Annotated in this window: 14 protein-coding genes and 1 tRNA gene; 7 read left to right on the forward strand and 8 right to left on the reverse strand. The window is 70.5% G+C overall.

What is annotated here, in order from left to right; all coding sequences use genetic code 11:
* Positions 1 to 20 precede the first annotated feature (20 nt).
* Positions 21 to 1,493, reverse strand: a complete 1,473-nt coding sequence (locus ACFVV1_RS11510) for an MFS transporter (RefSeq protein ID WP_389988060.1) — start codon at positions 1,491 to 1,493, stop codon at positions 21 to 23.
* Positions 1,494 to 1,679: 186 nt separating this feature from the next.
* Between ACFVV1_RS11510 and ACFVV1_RS11515 the strand changes: the two genes are divergently transcribed.
* From ACFVV1_RS11515 to ACFVV1_RS11525, 3 genes are all read left to right on the forward strand, one after another.
* A tRNA-Cys gene (locus ACFVV1_RS11515) sits at positions 1,680 to 1,751 on the forward strand.
* A gap of 234 nt (positions 1,752 to 1,985) precedes the next feature.
* A complete protein-coding gene (locus tag ACFVV1_RS11520; protein WP_389988063.1) occupies positions 1,986 to 2,501 on the forward strand; it encodes a hypothetical protein in 516 nt (171 codons plus the stop codon).
* Positions 2,502 to 2,877: 376 nt separating this feature from the next.
* Positions 2,878 to 3,819, forward strand: a complete 942-nt coding sequence (locus ACFVV1_RS11525; protein WP_389988066.1) for a hypothetical protein — start codon at positions 2,878 to 2,880, stop codon at positions 3,817 to 3,819.
* A 313-nt stretch (positions 3,820 to 4,132) separates the two neighbouring features.
* Here ACFVV1_RS11525 and ACFVV1_RS11530 read toward each other — a convergent pair whose 3' ends face one another.
* The gene (locus ACFVV1_RS11530) at positions 4,133 to 4,381 is read right to left on the reverse strand and encodes a DUF397 domain-containing protein (RefSeq protein WP_389988069.1); all 249 of its coding nucleotides are present in this window, start codon (positions 4,379 to 4,381) and stop codon (positions 4,133 to 4,135) included.
* Positions 4,378 to 5,154 carry a Scr1 family TA system antitoxin-like transcriptional regulator gene (locus tag ACFVV1_RS11535; RefSeq protein ID WP_389988072.1) on the reverse strand — a complete coding sequence of 259 codons (777 nt, stop codon included), beginning with the start codon at positions 5,152 to 5,154 and terminating at the stop codon, positions 4,378 to 4,380. The genes ACFVV1_RS11530 and ACFVV1_RS11535 overlap by 4 nt, the downstream gene beginning before the upstream one ends.
* Positions 5,155 to 5,277: 123 nt before the next feature.
* Here ACFVV1_RS11535 and ACFVV1_RS11540 point away from each other — a divergent pair, with 123 nt between their 5' ends.
* Complete coding sequence (locus ACFVV1_RS11540; protein WP_389988075.1) at positions 5,278 to 5,685, forward strand: hypothetical protein; 408 nt, start codon at positions 5,278 to 5,280, stop codon at positions 5,683 to 5,685.
* 192 nt (positions 5,686 to 5,877) lie between these two features.
* A complete protein-coding gene (locus ACFVV1_RS11545) occupies positions 5,878 to 6,894 on the forward strand; it encodes a proline racemase family protein (protein WP_389988078.1) in 1,017 nt (338 codons plus the stop codon).
* Positions 6,895 to 6,939: 45 nt separating this feature from the next.
* On the opposite strand, the gene ACFVV1_RS11550 is transcribed toward ACFVV1_RS11545, so the two are convergent.
* Positions 6,940 to 7,854 (reverse strand): IS982 family transposase, encoded by a 915-nt coding sequence (locus tag ACFVV1_RS11550; protein ID WP_389988081.1) that lies wholly within the window; start codon positions 7,852 to 7,854, stop codon positions 6,940 to 6,942.
* A 27-nt stretch (positions 7,855 to 7,881) separates the two neighbouring features.
* Positions 7,882 to 8,436, reverse strand: coding sequence for an ABATE domain-containing protein (locus ACFVV1_RS11555; RefSeq protein WP_389988084.1), 555 nt, complete (start codon positions 8,434 to 8,436; stop codon positions 7,882 to 7,884).
* Between the two features lie 105 nt (positions 8,437 to 8,541).
* On the opposite strand from ACFVV1_RS11555, the gene ACFVV1_RS11560 reads away from it, so the two are divergent.
* Positions 8,542 to 8,835: a hypothetical protein gene (locus ACFVV1_RS11560; protein WP_389988087.1), complete on the forward strand. Its 294-nt coding sequence runs from the start codon at positions 8,542 to 8,544 to the stop codon at positions 8,833 to 8,835.
* A gap of 26 nt (positions 8,836 to 8,861) precedes the next feature.
* Complete coding sequence (locus ACFVV1_RS11565) at positions 8,862 to 9,947, forward strand: DNA alkylation repair protein (protein WP_389988090.1); 1,086 nt, start codon at positions 8,862 to 8,864, stop codon at positions 9,945 to 9,947.
* A gap of 289 nt (positions 9,948 to 10,236) precedes the next feature.
* Here the strand turns inward: ACFVV1_RS11565 and ACFVV1_RS11570 are convergent, their stop codons facing one another.
* The 3 genes from ACFVV1_RS11570 to ACFVV1_RS11580 are packed head-to-tail and all read right to left on the reverse strand — an operon-like array spanning position 10,237 to position 15,328.
* Entirely contained in the window at positions 10,237 to 12,573 is a 2,337-nt protein-coding gene (locus ACFVV1_RS11570) for a xanthine dehydrogenase family protein molybdopterin-binding subunit (protein WP_389988093.1), read from the reverse strand.
* A complete protein-coding gene (locus tag ACFVV1_RS11575; RefSeq protein WP_389988096.1) occupies positions 12,570 to 14,435 on the reverse strand; it encodes a 2Fe-2S iron-sulfur cluster-binding protein in 1,866 nt (621 codons plus the stop codon). Before ACFVV1_RS11575 ends, ACFVV1_RS11570 begins: the two co-directional genes overlap by 4 nt.
* A complete protein-coding gene (locus ACFVV1_RS11580) occupies positions 14,432 to 15,328 on the reverse strand; it encodes an FAD binding domain-containing protein (RefSeq protein ID WP_389988099.1) in 897 nt (298 codons plus the stop codon). Before ACFVV1_RS11580 ends, ACFVV1_RS11575 begins: the two co-directional genes overlap by 4 nt.
* Between the last annotated feature and the right edge of the window lie 76 nt (positions 15,329 to 15,404).

Genomic DNA, 15,404 nt, shown 5'->3' on the forward strand with positions numbered 1-15,404 from the left:
TGGGGCCACGTTGGTACCGGTCAGCGCTCCCGCACCCGCGCCGCCACCCACGCCCCCACCAGCGCCACCCCCGCCATCGGCAGGAAGACCACCGCGAACGCCCCCGGATGGGACCCCGAGGCCCCCGCCTCCACCGCCCCGTGCACGGCCCCCACCGCACCGCCGCCGAGCGCGGCGAAGGCCGCTCCACCCGCGGCCAGCAGCAGGACGTTCGACAGCCCGTCGGAGATCTGGAGGGCGGCCGAGTTCGCCCCCGCCTCCTCCGGCGCCGACAGCTTCAGCAGCAGCACGCTCGTCGATGCGAGCACCATGCCCATGCCGAAGCACCCGAAGGCCCACGCCACGGCCACGGTCCAGACCGGCACCCAGTCGATCAGCACGGACGGCGCGGCCGCGATCGCCGCGGCGACCAGCACCATGCCGCCCACCATCAGGCGCTCCCGGTACGGCTCAAGGCGCGGCCTGGACTGTACGTACGAACCGAGCGCCCAGGTCCCGCCCCCGGCCGCGAGCGAGAGCCCGGCCATCGTCGGACTCAGCCCGCGCTGGGTCACCAGCATCAGCGGTACGAACGACTCGGCGGCGATGAACGACCCGGCCGCCACCCCGCGCAGCAGCACCACCGAGGGCAGCCCGCGCACCGCCCGGCCCGTGCCCGGGGGCAGCAGCCCGCGCACGGCGGGAACGAGCAGGGCAACCCCCGCGACGGCCGGAAGCAGCGCGAACCAGTTCCGCTCCTGCCCGGCGTACTGGAGCAGCCCCGCCCCCAGCGAGATCCCGAGCGCGAGACGGATGCGGCGCCGGTCGTACGGCTCGACGGGCGCCGCCGGATCTGCCGGCCCCGACGCCCGGCGCCGGATCGCGGGCAGCGCGAGCGCCAGCGGGAACACCACCAGCACGGGAATGCCGATGAAGACCCACCGCCACCCCAGGTGCTCGGTCACACTCCCGGCGGCGAGCGGCCCCACGACGGAAGGGATCACCCAGCTCGCGGCGAACGCGGCCATGATCGACGGCCTCAGCCGCTCCGGATACGCCCGGCTGATCACCACGTACAACGCCACGATCACCAGCCCGCCGCCGAGCCCCTGAACGGCCCGCCCGGCGATGAACATCCACATGTTTCCCGCCGTGCCCGACAGCAGCAGCCCCACCCCGAACGCACTGATCCCGGCGGCCAGCGGCCCCAGCGGCCCGCGCCGGTCCGCCCACTGCCCGGAGAGGACCATGGCGAACAGGCTGGTGGTGAAGTACGCGGAGAACGCGAACGCGTAGAGCGGTATGCCGTGCAGCTCACGGGCGGCGACCGGCATCGCCGTCCCCACGGCCGTCGCCTCGAAGGCGATCAGGAACACGACGGAGACGATGCCGATGCTCAGCGCCCGATAGGTCCGCCCGAGCACCCCTTCGGATCCGGCGGGCAGGACCGGTATCGCCGCTTCGACGGCGGTGCCGGTATCGGTACCGGCGTCTCGTGGTTCCAGGGCACTCATGAGCCCAAGAGTAAGGGTCAAGATCCGATGTGGCCCCTGTCGCGAGACGGTCCGCCGCTCGTACGTCGGTCGTAGGGCCGCGGAGCCGATCGTGAACACGGTATGGCAGTCGCATTGCGGCCCGCCCCGCACCCTTGAGCAGCGCGGACACCCGGCCCTACGGTCGAACCACAACGAGGAACACACGGCCGTGTGCCCGAGTGGTTCAGGGGCTCGACTGCAACTCGAGTTACACCGGTTCGAATCCGGTCACGGCCTCGCAGACGAAGCCGCCCGCCCCGGGGAAGTTCCGGGGCGGGCGGCTTTCCCGGGTCCAGGGCGCGCGCCACGGTGTCCGGCGTCCTCCGCCATGAACCCGGCCGTCCCCGACAGCGTCCTCCGCCGTGAGCCCGGCCCACCTGCGCGGGTTGCCGCCGCGCCTGCGGCCGCGACCGGTGTGACAGGGCGGACAGTTCGCTCCTCCTGTCCGAGAGGCTCTCTAGAGTGGGCGGCATGGCTGATCGCACAGACCACGGCGTCAACCCGCAGACCCACCCCGACCTGCTGACGTGGCTGACCGAACGCGCCCAGAATTTCGAGCACTGGGCCGAGGCCACCAGCACCCCCGGGACATGGGACTTCTCCCCCCAGTCCCTGGACGCACTGGAAGATCTCGTCCGCAGCCAGTACGACAGCGACACGGAGAGCCTCACAGCGCGCCGCGACGCGTTCCTTCAAGGGGCATGCTGGTACATCGGGGAAGTGGTTTGCCGCGCCCGGGGGGCGGTGTGGAAGTTCGAGCCGTTCGCCGTGAAGGGCGCCGAACTGCCGTCCCTGTTCGGGGAGGCGGATCCGTCAGGGGTCATCGACGACCCCTGCGTGGGGGCGCCCGGAGAGGGCACGGAGGAGGCCATCTATCCGATGGGCGCCGTGCACGGACTGTTCTCCACCGAAGACGAGCTGGGCAATCCCATCGAGCAGCACCTCTCCGACGTGCTGGGCGACTTCGACGAAGACGACGAGGAGTAGCCGGGGCGCCGCCGCGATCGTGGCCGGCGGGGTGGATGCGCGCGTCGGCACAGGCGAAGCGGGTGGTCGAACCTCCTGCCGCGCTCGTCCCGCGCCGACCGGGCCAAGGCAGGCCGGAGCATGCGCGTTGCCGGGATCAATGAGGATTTTCCATCCCGAAGTAGCTGGTCACGGGCCTGGTGTGGGCTGCGGGTGGTGTCCTCGCGCGGGCGGGGGTCTTGATCGTGCCGGGGTGATCATCTGTCAGGTCCGCTCCTGGGTTCGTCCGGATTCGCCGACACCTTCGGTAGCCGTTCCGTTCCCCCTCTGGCCAAGGACACCGAGCGCGTCGTTGACTTGCCGGAACACGGCAACGGATTCGTGAAGGGGAAATGACGTGCGCGCACGGGGCATCAACTACGACACCGGGTTCCTCCCTGGGGCAGAACTCTCCCGCACGAGCTTCACCCCTGAGACGGTCCAGCACGACATGGCGGTGATCTCCGGGGATCTCCACTGTGACGCCGTTCGTATCTCCGGGCGAGATCCTGAACGGCTGAGCATCGCTGCCCGACACGCTGCAGACGCCGGCCTCGAGGTCTGGTTCGCCCCCTTTCCCGTGGACCTTCCCCCCGACCAGTTGATCCCGTTCTTCGCCGACTGCGCCCGTCGGGCCGAAGCCGTACGGGAGGCCGGCGCCGATGTGGTGTTCGTTGCCGGCTGCGAGATCAGCGCGTTCTGCGGCGGCTTCATCCCCGGCGACACCTACGGCGATCGCCTGCGGGTCATGGCTGCCGCCGACATGGAGTGGTGGTCCTCCCTCGGTCCGGTGCAGGAGCGCCTCAACGAGTTCCTCGCTCAGGTCGCCGCGAGTGTCCGCACCTACTTCGGGGGGCGGGTCACGTACGCCTCCGCTCCTTGGGAGTTCGTCGACTGGCGTCCGTTCGACCTCGTCGGCATCGATGCCTACCGGGCTGCCTACAACGCCGACAGCCTCCGGGACGAGCTGCGTGCGCACCTCGCCCACGGCAAGCCCGTCGCGGTGACCGAGTACGGAACCTGCGCATACCAGGGCGCGGGAGAGCGCGGCGGCATGGCCTGGCAGGTGCCGCACGGCGCGGTGCCGGACGAGGAAGAGCAGGTGCACTACTTCACCGAGCTGCTGGACATCTTCGAGGAGGAAGGCGTGGACACCGCGCTCTGGTTCACCTTCGCCGGTTACAGCAGGCCCGAGGAGCAAGACCTCGGCTCCTACGGCGTCGTCCGGATGCTCGATGAGACCCGCTGGGAACCGAAGAAGGTATTCCACACAATGGCGGGCAGGTATCAACGTGGCTGAAGCCCCCAGCCCCTGGCAGTACCTGCTCTGCAGCGCCCGATCGTCCGTCAGGTCGGGGTGCGGACTGCTCGGAATCGCCGACGCGGCCACTGGAGGGTCTTGACGAAGTTCAGGATGCACGTCCGTCACGCCACCCTGCTGTTGCGCGCGTTGCTGGTGCTGACGAACGCCGAAGTTCACCGGCGACGAACGATCACCCGAGAAGATCACCGGTCCGACCGGCCAGAGCATCCCAACCGCCACTCACGCCAGACGAATGACCTGCGACTTCAGGATGAAAATCCTCCGTGCCAACGGCTCGAAACGCCTGCGGTCAGCCCGTGACGGCGCCGGCCAGGAAGGCGGCCCAAGCGTCGGGGGCGACGGCGAAGGTGGGGCCGTCGGTGACCTTGGAGTCGCGGACGTGGACGGTGTGGGGGCAGGTGGCGACCTCTACGCAGGCTTCGCCCTCGTTGCCGCTGTAGCTGGACTTGCGCCAGTCGTAGGCGACTTCGACGCAGGCGCCGCCCTCGTTGTTGCTGTAGCTGGACGTGAACCAGGAGAGCTCGGGCCCGGTGGTCACAGTTGCCTCGCCTTCGTTTCGATGATCTCTGCCGACTTCCAGGGATTGAGCGCCTGGGCCCGCAGGATGCCGAAGAGGTCGAACATGTCGCCCACCTGCTCCGGCCTGGCGATCAACCTATCGCCGCCCTGGCTCTCCGCGAAGACCAGATTGCGGCCTTCCGCCGTGCACATCAACTGCATCGGCCCGTTCAACCCCGCATGCGTGTGCTGATCCGAGGGCATCACCTGCACGGTGAGATGGGTCATCCGCCGCATGCACTCCAGCAGATGCAGCAGTTGCTCCTTCAACACCTCCGCACCACCGAGCGTCCGCTCCAGGATCGACTCCTCGATGACGAACCCGACGTACGGCGGCGGCGTGCGCATCAGCACGGCCTGCCGTTCCAGCCGCGCCTCGACGTGCCGGACGATCTCGTCCTCGGTGTACGCGGGTTTGCGCGCCCGGTAGAGGGCATACGCGTACGCCTCCGTCTGAAGCAGCCCCGGGATCAGCATCGTCTCGTACGCGCTGATGACCCGCGCCTGCCGTTCCAGCCGCGCCCAGTCCAGGAACTTCGCCGGGTACTTCTCCTCGTCGATCAGCTCGACGCACGCCTTCAGCGCACCGCCCGCGACGAAGACCCGGTCCGCGTCGGCCAACAGCTCCAGCGACGGGATGCGCTCCGCCCGCTCGACCGCTCCCATCAGCGACTCCGAGATCAACAACTTGTCCGCCGCGTCCTTCTGTGTGAACCCGGCCCGTACCCGATGGATACGGATCAGTTCACCCACGAGCCTCCGCACCTGCGACGGCGTACTACTTGTCCCCACAGTCACCACCACCCTCACCACATCCCGTCGATGTGGACCGCGTCCTCCTGGTCACGCTACGCAGCCATGGGAATGCTTGGGGTCATGACGAGCAAGAAACGCCCCGAATGGGTACCCGCCGCCGGGCACCAACTCCACCTGACCGGCATCCACTTCGACGCCATCCGACTGCGGGGCGTGCGGGGCGAGGCAGTGCTGCAGCACCTCGGAACGCTCACCGAAGGCGAACCGGGCCCGGTCGTACGGGAGATCGCGGGCGCCCGGTGGACGTACTTCCTGATCCCGCCCGGTTCGAGCAAGGAGTACGACTGGCCGCCGGGTGCCAGGTGCTTCGGGCCGGCCGCCTGTGACCAGTACGTGGGAATCCCCGCACCGGACGGCAACACGTACCCGCTGAGCTGGCGGTGCGGGGCACCACGAGAAGGGGAGTTCGTGGACGTGGAGTTGCTGTACGGGCTGGTGATGGCGCAGTTGGCCCCGGAGGAGGGGTGAGGCGGGCGCCCGGATGCGCCATTGCACTGTGCCATGTCACATGGTTCACTCGCGGGCAGTGAGACCGGCTCGGGAGGTGCCGGGTGTCCGCACGGTCGATCGGGGAGACCTTTCCCGCGCCGGCTGAACCCCTCTGTGCCCATGGCCTGACGGCCCGCCCCCCGCTGTCCCGTATCAGGATCGGACCGCACCATGACCATCACCGACATCCGCACCGTCGACTATCACGCCGGCGGTGAGCCGTTCCGAATCGTCACCGACGTGCCCGGGATCGCGGGCGACACCGTGGCGGACAAGCGTGTGAGCGCGATCTCCGATCCCGGGATCGATGGGCTGCGTGCCCTGCTGTGCTCCGAGCCCCGCGGCCACGCCGACATGTACGGCGGGTTCATTGTTCCGCCCGACGACGCGGGGGCCCATTTCGGTGTGCTCTTCTGGCACAAGGACGGTTTTTCGACCGCCTGCGGTCACGGCACCATCGCTCTTGGCGCGTGGGCGGTGCGTAGCGGCCGGGTTCCGATCGATCCCAGCGGGGTCACGGAGGTGGTGATCGACGTGCCCTCGGGGCGGGTCCGCGCCCGTGTGGCCACCGACGGCGACCGGGTCGTCAGCGTCGACTTCGTCAGTGTTGCCAGCTACGTCCTGCACGACGAGGTGGCGGTCCCGACCTCGCGCGGGGAGGTCCGGTGCGGGATCAGCTTCGGCGGCGCGATCTATGCTCACGTCCCGGCCGCAGCGGTCGGCCTCGACGTGAGTGTGGCCTCGCTTACCGCGCTGATCGAGCTGAGCCGCGAGATCAAGGGCTTCCTCAACCCCACCGCCTTCGCCGAGCACCCGCTCGACGACCGGCTGAGCGGCATCTACGGCGTCATCTATATCGACGACCAGGGAATCGGCCCGGACGGCAGCCTGCGGCAGCGCAATGTCACCGTGTTCGCCGACGGTGAGGTCGACCGTTCGCCCTGCGGATCGGGCACCTGCTCGCGGGTTGCCGCGCTGCATTCCACCGGCCGGCTCAAGCCCGGCCAAGTGCTCGCGCACAGCTCGATCACCGAGGCGACCTGGCTTGCGCGGGTGCAAAGGACCACGCACGAGGCAGGCCGGGAGGCCGTGGTGCCGGTGGTCACCGGCCGGGCCTACCAGACCGGCGAGCACCGGTTCGTCGTCGACCCCGACGACGACATGGTGCCGGGTTTCGTGCTTCGTTGAGGGGCAGTCACAACGTCGGCGCTCCAGATGATTGATTCCAAGTGGTCAGTGGTCATAGGCGGTCAGTGAGTGCAGGACGGGCTGTCCCATGTAGTCGTTGTGCCAGATCGCTGCGGTCAGCGCGAGGATGCGCTGCATGACGCGGGCGATGACCCCGCCGGGCGTGCGTCCTCGATGCTGTTCGAGATCGAGCTGTCCCTTGAAGGTCTCGTTGACTGACTCGATGACCTGCCGCAACGGCTTGAACAGGGGTGCGCCGGGCCGTTCCGGCTCGCCCCTGCGGGCCGGCCGCAGTAGTCGGATGTCCTGCTCAGCCAGTTGATATTCGAAGTCACGGCCGAAGTAGTTCTTGTCGCAGATCAGCGTCTGGCCGGGTCGGCCGGCGAGGAGGGCCGGCTCGGCGGCGAGCAGGTCCAGCAGGGTCTCGCGCTCGTCGGCCTTGGCTCCGGTCAGGGCGAAGATGACGGGCAGGCCCTGGAGGGTGCACACCAGGTGCAGCCGAAGGCCCCAGAAGAAGCGGCTGTGGCTGGCGCAGTACCCGTACTCGGCCCAACCGGCCAGGTCGGAGCGTTTGACAGTCTCGCGTGAGCGGCCACACTCCACCGGCGTGGAGTCCACGATCCACACGTCGTCGCTCCACACGGTGGTCTCGGTGGCCAGGAGCCGGGTGACCCGGCGGAGCAGCTCGGCAGCCTTGCGCAGGCGCTTGTTGTAGCCGGGCTGCTTCGGCAGGTACGGGAAGAGATGCCGCAGGTGGGAGCGGGCATGGCGGAGCCACCGGGCCTCGGAAGTGAAGCCGAGCATGGCCTGCATCATCGCGAGCGTGACCAGCTCGGCGTCGGTGAGCTTCGGGGCGATACCCACCGCAGGCCTCCACGGAGCAAGCTGCGGCGAACCTTTCAGCAGGTCGTCGGTCTCCGCATAGAGTGCGGTCGCGAGGGAGTCCAAGTCTGGTGTCATAACCCGACTTTGGTTTCCCTTGTCTCATCAGCTGTGGGTTCCCGTCTCTCGTGGCTGGCGCCGGGTGGACCGCGCCCGGTTGCCGCAGCCGAGGGAACACCATGCCTGGTCACGGCGCCTGGCCAGGAAGAACATGCCGCAACTGGGGGCGGGGCAGCGCCGCACCCGCTGACCGTCTGGACCCGCGGCCAGGACGAGCGTCTCGCGGGCGACGACGGCGTCGGCGCCGCCACCCTGTTCCTGCTGTGCGAGCAGGTCGTCGCCGGTCATCCGGAAGACGACGGGCGCGGACGAGGCGAGTTCGTTCAGGCGGGTCCGCAGGCTGTCGGTGAGCGGCCGCTGTCCGGCTGTCGCGTCCAGCGCGGCGCGGACCAACCCACGCAGCCGCTTCAGCTCCTCCAAGGGAAGGGCGGCCAACCTGCGGTCGGCGGCACGGGCGCGCCATCGCCTGGTGAGTTCCCGATCGGCGAGGAAGTCGACGTCGCCTCGCCCCGGGCCTGCGCCGACGACGACGGTGTTGGCCAGGTCGAGGACCGGGTCCTCGCCGATCCACGGCATTTCCTGCAGGTCCCGGATGGTCATGCCCCTCAATCTACTGGATTCAGGTCAGCGAACCCGTGATAACTTTCAGCTCACGGATTTGATCCACCAACTCCGTGAGTAACGTGATCGACGAAGGGTGATGCCATGAGTACGACCATCGAGTACGTCAGGTTCGACACCGACGACCCCGCCGCCCTCACCGCCCACCGAGAGCAGCTCGTCAAACTACTCAAGGAGCACTACGGCGACGGCTTTCAGGGCGCCCACCTCGCCCAGTTCGACGACGGCACCGTCCTGGACTTCATCATCTGGTCGTCCGCCGCCGTCGCCGAGCGCGCGGCCAAGGAAATGCCGACCGACCCCCGGGCACAGGGCTTCTTCAGCCGAATCGGCACGGTGCACGAGATGCGGCACGCTCAGGTGCTGCACACCGCATAGCCCCCGAGATCAAGGAGAATGACGCTGTGCCCTCGGCAGACGAACTACTCAGCGCGGACACCGCCGCCGGCCTCGCCCGATGCCTCACGCGAGCCGGTGACGGGATCACGGCGCATGAGACCCGGGGGTGCGGCGCCGCCCTGGACGGGCTGAGCTTCACCGAGCGTGTCGCCCTGATCAGAAATGCCGTCCTGGCTGATCTTCCGGCGGACTACCCGGCCTTCGCGAACGTGTTGCGCGCCGCACTGCGGGACAGAGATTTCACCGGATGGATGATCTTCCCTGTCACCGAGGCCGTCGCCGTACGGGGCCGGGACGCCTTCGAACCGGCGCTCGCCCTGCTTGCAGAACTCACCCCGCGCCTGACCGCGGAGATCGCCGTCCGGCCCTTCCTCCGTGCCGACCTGGAACGCGCACTCCGGGTCATGACGCCGTGGACCGCGCATCCCGACCTCCACGTCCGCCGACTGGCCAGTGAGGGCACGCGGCCAAGACTGCCCTGGGCGCCCCAGCTTCCGGAGCTGATCGCGGATCCGACACCCACACTGCCCCTGCTCGACGCGCTGTACCGGGATGACTCCGAATACGTCCGCAGATCAGTGGCCAACCACCTCAACGACATCAGCCGTGACCACCCCGACATCGCCACTGGTGTCGCGGCGCGCTGGCTGAGCGAGCCGGCACCGACGACGACCCGGTTGGTACGGCACGGCCTGCGGACCCTGATCAAGTCCGGCCACGCCGGAGCCCTTACGCTGCTCGGCCACTCCCCGGACAGTCCCGTCGCTGTCGAGGGCCCGCACGTCCACGCCTCAGAGATCCAGGTCGGCGACTATCTGCTGTTCGACTACTCGGTGACCAACGCCCACGATCAGACCGCTCACCTCGTCATCGACTACGTCGTCCACCACGTGAAAGCCAACGGCAGCCGCACGCCCAAGGTCTTCAAACTCACCACGCGGTCCCTGGCACCCGGCGAGACGTGGCGCGCGACACGCAGACACTCCTTCAAGCCGATCAGCACACGGCGCTACCACCCGGGCGTCCATCTGGTGCAGCTCCAGGTCAACGGCCGATCCCACGGGGAAGCCTCGATCACGCTGCTCTGCTGAGGGCAACCGCCTCGCATCCCGCTTCGGTGACGTATCCGCCATCGCGCCGCCACCCCCATGGGGCTTCCGCCACCAGAAACGGGAACCTGCATCCGCGCAGCTATCCCTTGGAATCAATCATCCAGGCAGTTAGGCGCTGGAGTCGGCCGCAGGGAGGCCGCATGTCCTCGGCATTCTCCGAGGGAGATATGGAATTCGCCTCGATGGCGGCAGCGCCCGGAGACGGCACCGGAACCGATGCGGTCTCCGGGTCGCACCCGCAACCCGGAGACCGCCATCCGTACAGGGCTCAGGACTTGGAGGCTGCCACCGCCGCCTGGGGCCTGATGGGGAGGCGGTTGATCGGGCGGCCGGTGGCGGATCGTACTGCTGCGGCCACTGCTGCGGGGGAGGTCACCACGGGGATCGCGGAAGCGGGCTTGGCTCCGAAGGGGGCCACCACGTCGCGTTCTTCGATGAGTTTGACGATGCGGATGTCCGGTGCGTCCAGGGAGGTCGGCAGCGCGTAGCCGGTGAGGTCGGGGTGGCGGATCAGGCCGCGGGCGCTGCGGAGGTTCTCGGTGAGGGCGGCGCCGATGCCCTGGGTGATGCCCGCCTCGATACGGGTCGCGAGCTGGGACGGGTTGAGGACCCGGCCGACGTCCTGGGCGATCGCCATCTCGACGACCCGTACGGAGCCGAGTTCGATGTCGACGTCCACCACCGCGCGGATCGCGCAGAAGGCGAGGCCGACGAAGGCGTCGCCCTGGCCCGACTCGTCCAGGGGCTCGGTCGGGTGGGGGCGGCACTGGGCGGTGGCCCAGAGTTCCTTGCCGTCCATCGCCTCCGTGACCGTCGTGGACAGCACCCCGTCGTACGAGGTGATCTTGCCGCCGGAGATCTGCAGCAGCTCCGTGGACATGCCGAACTTGTGGGCCAGGGGCTGGAGCAGCTGCGTACGGACCATCTTGGCCGCGCGTTCCACCGCTCCGGCCGAGACCCAGGTGTGGCGGCCGTGCGTCGCCGGGCCCGCCGGGGGCTGGTCGGTGTCGACGGACGCCACGTGGACCTCTTCGATGCCCAGCGTCTCCTGGACCACCTGGCGGGCCAGGGTCGAGAAGCCCTGACCCGTTTCGACCGCGGCGCAGATGACCGTGGCGATGCCGTCGTGGACCCGGACCGTGGCCGTGGAGACCTCGTCGGCGCCCTCCGCGCCGAGCATGTGGACCATGCCGAGCGCGTAGCCGACGCCGCGGCGCACCGCGCCGGGTTCGCCCGCGCCCTCCGGGCCGCCGGGGAGCAGCCAGTCGTCCTCCGGGGCGTCCTTGGGGAGAGAGGGGAGCGGGAAGTCCCGCACGGCGGTGAGCAGTTCGGACACCGGTGCCGGGCAGGTCACCGTCTGGCTCGTCGGCAGGATGTCACCGGTGGACAGGGCGTTGCGCAGGCGCAGCTCGGCCGGGTCGATGCCGAGCTTGGCGGCCAGCTTGTCCATCTGGCCCTCGTACGCCGCGCAGACCTGCATCGCGCCCTCGCCGCGCACATGGCCCGACGGCGGGTTGTTCGTACGGACCGCCCAGCCCTCGATGAAGGCGTGCGGGACGACGTACGGGCCGCAGGCGAACGCGACCGCCGCGGCCAGCGACTCGGCCGAGGCGTCGGCGTACGCGCCCGCGTCGAGCAGGATCTGTGCCTCGACCTTCACCAGCCGGCCCTCGGCGTCCGCGTGGTGGCGGTAGCGCAGGAGCGAGGGGTGGCGGTGGGCGTGGCCGAGGAAGGACTCCTCGCGGGTGGCGGCCAGTTTGACCGGGCAGCCGGTACGCAGCGCGAGCAGCCCCAGCGGCAACTGGAAGCCGGGATCCTCGCGGTCGCCGGTGGCGCCGGGGACGCCGGTGACGACGACCTTCACCCGGTCCGGTTCGAGGCCGAAGCAGGCGGCGGCGAGATCGCGGTCGGTGTGCGGGTCGGTGGAGGCGGTGTAGATCTCCACGCCGCCGTCGGGGCGGGGCACGGCGAGCCCGGCCTCGGCGCCGATCGGGGCCGGGTCCTGGCGGCCGATGCGGTAGAGGCCCTCGACGACGACCTCGCCGGTGGCCTCCGGGTCGCCGTAACGCAGCGGGATGTGGCGGATCAGATTGCCGTCGGGGTGCAGCGGTTCGGCGGCGAAGGCCTTCTCCGGGTCCGTGACCGGTTCGAGCACCTCGTACTCGACGGCGATGGCCGCGGCGGCGAGACGCGCCGTGTCGGGGTGGTCGGCGGCGACCGCGGCGATCGGCTCGCCGTGGTGGCGGACCAGGTCGGAGGCGAAGACCGGGCGGTCGACGACCTTGCGCCCGTACACACTCTCCCCGGGGACGTCCTCGTGCGTGACGACGGCCCGTACCCCCGGCATCTCGACGGCGCCCGAGGTGTCGATGGACAGGATGCGGGCGTGCGGGTGCGGGGAACGGAGTACGGCCGCCCACAGCAGGCCCTCGGCCCAGAGGTCGGCGGCGTACGGGAAGGTGCCCTCGGTCTTCGCACGCGCGTCGGCGGGCAGGAGAGAGAGGCCCAGGCCGAGCGCGGTCGGCTCGGCGTCGGGTCCTTCGGCCGCCGGGGTGGTGATCCGTGTGCTGGTCGCGTTGGCCGCGGTGGCCGCGTCGTTGCTCACGCCATGCCTCCGTCCTGCGAGTACGGCTGTACCCTGCCGGCGCCCGGGGCCGCCTGGTGGGGAATGCGGGCCTCGTCGGACTCCGGGGACGAGGAGTCCGACGAGGCTGCCGGGTCGGCGCTTGCCTCGCGGCCCGCGATGACCTCGTTCACGGCGTCGAGGACACCCCGGTAGCCGGAGCAGCGGCAGAGGTTGCCGCAGAGCGCCTGGCGCGTCTCCAGTTCGCTGGGGGCGTGGTTGCCCTCCAGCAGGTCGTGGACGGTCATCGCCATGCCGGGAATGCAGAAACCGCACTGGACCGCGCCGCACTTGGCGAGGGCGCGCTGGACGTCGGACGGCTCGCCGTCCACGGCCAGGCCCTCGACCGTACGGACCTCGCTGCCGGCCGCGGTCGCCGCCGGGACCAGACAGGAGGCGACCAGCCGGCCGTCCACCTGGACGTTGCAGGCACCGCACTCACCCTGCGAGCAGCCGTCCTTGGCACCGGCGAGGCCGAGGCGCTCGCGCAGCACGTAGAGGAGCGACTCGCCGATCCAGGCGTCGGTGACGGGGCGGTCGGCGCCGTTCACATGCAGGACGTAGGAGGCGGCCGGGTGCTCGCTGGGGACGTCGACGGGGTGGGTATCGGGGGGCTGGACACCGAGGGGCTGGGACTCGGAGGGCCGGGGCTCGGGGAGTTGCTCTTCGGGGAGCTCGGCTTCGAGTGGTGGGGCTTCCAGCGGGGTGTTCGGCAGTGGCGTGTCGGGCGGCGACTGCTCGGCAGGGTGCTCGGCCGGGGCGTCCTCCGATACGGCGGTGCGGGGGGCCGGGGCCTGCGCGAGGTCCGCTCCGGGAACGGAGGTGTCTCCCGTGTCTCCCGTGTCTCCGGCCGCCGGTACGGGGCCGTCCTCGGCGGCCGTCTCCGGTGCCGGTGCCTCGGGGGCCCGGAGAGTGTCCTCGTACGCCACGGAGGGCAATGGGGAGTACGCCTCGGAGAGCTCCGCCGCGGGCTCCGCGGCAGGCGCGAAATCGGCTCCCGGCGCGTGTTCCGGCTCGATGTCCGCTCCGGGTGCCGGCTCCACCGCAGGCTCAGGCGCGGGCTCCGGCTCCGCGACCGGCTGCTGTGTCGCCCACGGTGCGGGCGCACCGCCCGGCAGCGTGGCCGGTGGAGTCCGGTCCGCGTACCACTGGGAGGCCGGCGCCGAGGCCGCGAACTCGCCGGACTCCTCCGGGAGGTCACCGTCGGCGACCGGAATCGTCCACTGACCGGTGTGGCCGGTGTGGTCGGTGTGACCGCCGTGGTCGGGCTGCACGCCGTGGTCACCGTGGTCGACGTGGCCGGGCTGCACGCCGTGGTCGCTGTGGTCGACTTTGCCGGGCTGCACGCCGTGGCCGGTGTGACCGCCGCGGTCGGGCTGCACGCCGTGGTCGACGTGGGCGGTGTGGTCGGCATGCTGGGCGAACTCGTTGGGCTCCGTGACGTTCCACTGGCCCGTCGCGGCCGGCGTCTCCCGGTACTGCTCCTGCTGCGGGTACTCGTACCCGTACTGCGTCTGCTGCTGGTTCGGGTCCGGCCAGTGCACCGCGCCGGGGGCCAGCTGCTCCGGTTCCGTGGCCCGCTCCTGCTGGCTCTGCGTCTGTACGACCCAGCTGCCCGTGGCCGCCGGGTCGAGACCGGCCGCGGGTGTCAGCGGCAGGATCATCGGCGGTACGTAGCCCTGGCCGGGCGCGGCCAGCGGGATGTTCGCCAGGTCCTCCGGCGGCAGGTGGACGAAGGCGGTCGCCTCGGCGTCGTACTCGCCACCCTGCGGCGTCGGCTGCCAGCCCCCGTGCTGCGGCTGCTCCCGCTGCCCGTGCTGTTCGTTGTGGTCCTCGTTGCTCACGACAGTGCCCTCCCCAGCGCGCGTCGGGCCAGCGCGGCGACGGTGCGCCGCAGATGCAGTACGGCGGGGGGCAACGGTGGCGCCTCTCCCCCGTCGTCGGGCGGTGCCTGGTCCGGGATGCAGGCCGCGGCGACGTACTCGCCGAAGGCGGCCAGCGCGTCCGGTGCCAGGCCCCGTTCGCCGTCCCAGTCGATCAGTGAGGCGATCCAGCGTTCGGCCTCCAGCGGCCGCAGCGGCATCGGCGCGATGGCACCGACCGCGCAGCGCACCCCGCGCCGGGCCGGGTCGAGCACGATCGCGACGGACGCGGTCGCGCGGCCGGGACCGGTGCGGCCGGTGGCCTTCAGGAAGACCTGGGGCGCGTGCAGCAGCGGTACGCGGACGAAGCCGATCAGTTCGGCGGGTTCGAGCATGTCGCGGCCGGCCAGCAGGTGCGAGACCGGGATCTCGCGGCGGGCGCCGCCCGGGCCCGCGATGACGAGCTCGGCCTCCAGGGCGGCGAGCACCGGCAGGGCATCGCCGGTCGGGGCCGCGGTGGCGATGTTGCCGCCGAGCGTTCCGGCGTTACGGATCTGGGGCGGGCCCGCGGCGCGCGCGGACGCGGCCAGGGCGGGGATGAGGGCGGCGAAGTCGGGCCGCCCCATGCGTGCGTGGGTGAGTCCGGCGCCGAGCAGGGCGTGACCGTCCTGGTAGTGCCAGCCGCGGAGCTCGCTGATCCGGCCGAGGCCGACCAGTCCCGAGGGGCGCAGCAGCCCCTTGTTGACGGCCGACATCAGGTCCGTCCCACCCGCCACAGGAACGGCTGCAGGCATGGCGCCGAGTGCCGCCACGGCCTCGTCGAGCGAGGCCGGCAGCGTCACGGACTGCGTCGCCTGCGGTGCGTGCGTGGTCAACCCAGCTGCCCCTTCCCGGTGTCCCGGCTGTCCGGCTCGTTTCGCCGTACGGTACGTGCTCAAAGCCTGGACGTGG

The sequence above is a fragment of the Streptomyces sp. NPDC058092 genome, from assembly GCF_042884935.1.
Classification (GTDB): Bacteria; Actinomycetota; Actinomycetes; order Streptomycetales; family Streptomycetaceae; genus Streptomyces.

What these genes read in the sequence shown, in the direction of transcription:
- ACFVV1_RS11510 (WP_389988060.1), bottom strand. Translation starts at nt 1,493, where the DNA reads ATGAGTGCCCTGGAACCACGAGACGCCGGTACCGATACCGGCACCGCC.
- ACFVV1_RS11520 (WP_389988063.1), top strand. Translation starts at nt 1,986, where the DNA reads ATGGCTGATCGCACAGACCACGGCGTCAACCCGCAGACCCACCCCGAC.
- ACFVV1_RS11540 (WP_389988075.1), top strand. Translation starts at nt 5,278, where the DNA reads ATGACGAGCAAGAAACGCCCCGAATGGGTACCCGCCGCCGGGCACCAA.
- ACFVV1_RS11545 (WP_389988078.1), top strand. Translation starts at nt 5,878, where the DNA reads ATGACCATCACCGACATCCGCACCGTCGACTATCACGCCGGCGGTGAG.
- ACFVV1_RS11550 (WP_389988081.1), bottom strand. Translation starts at nt 7,854, where the DNA reads ATGACACCAGACTTGGACTCCCTCGCGACCGCACTCTATGCGGAGACC.
- ACFVV1_RS11555 (WP_389988084.1), bottom strand. Translation starts at nt 8,436, where the DNA reads ATGACCATCCGGGACCTGCAGGAAATGCCGTGGATCGGCGAGGACCCG.
- ACFVV1_RS11560 (WP_389988087.1), top strand. Translation starts at nt 8,542, where the DNA reads ATGAGTACGACCATCGAGTACGTCAGGTTCGACACCGACGACCCCGCC.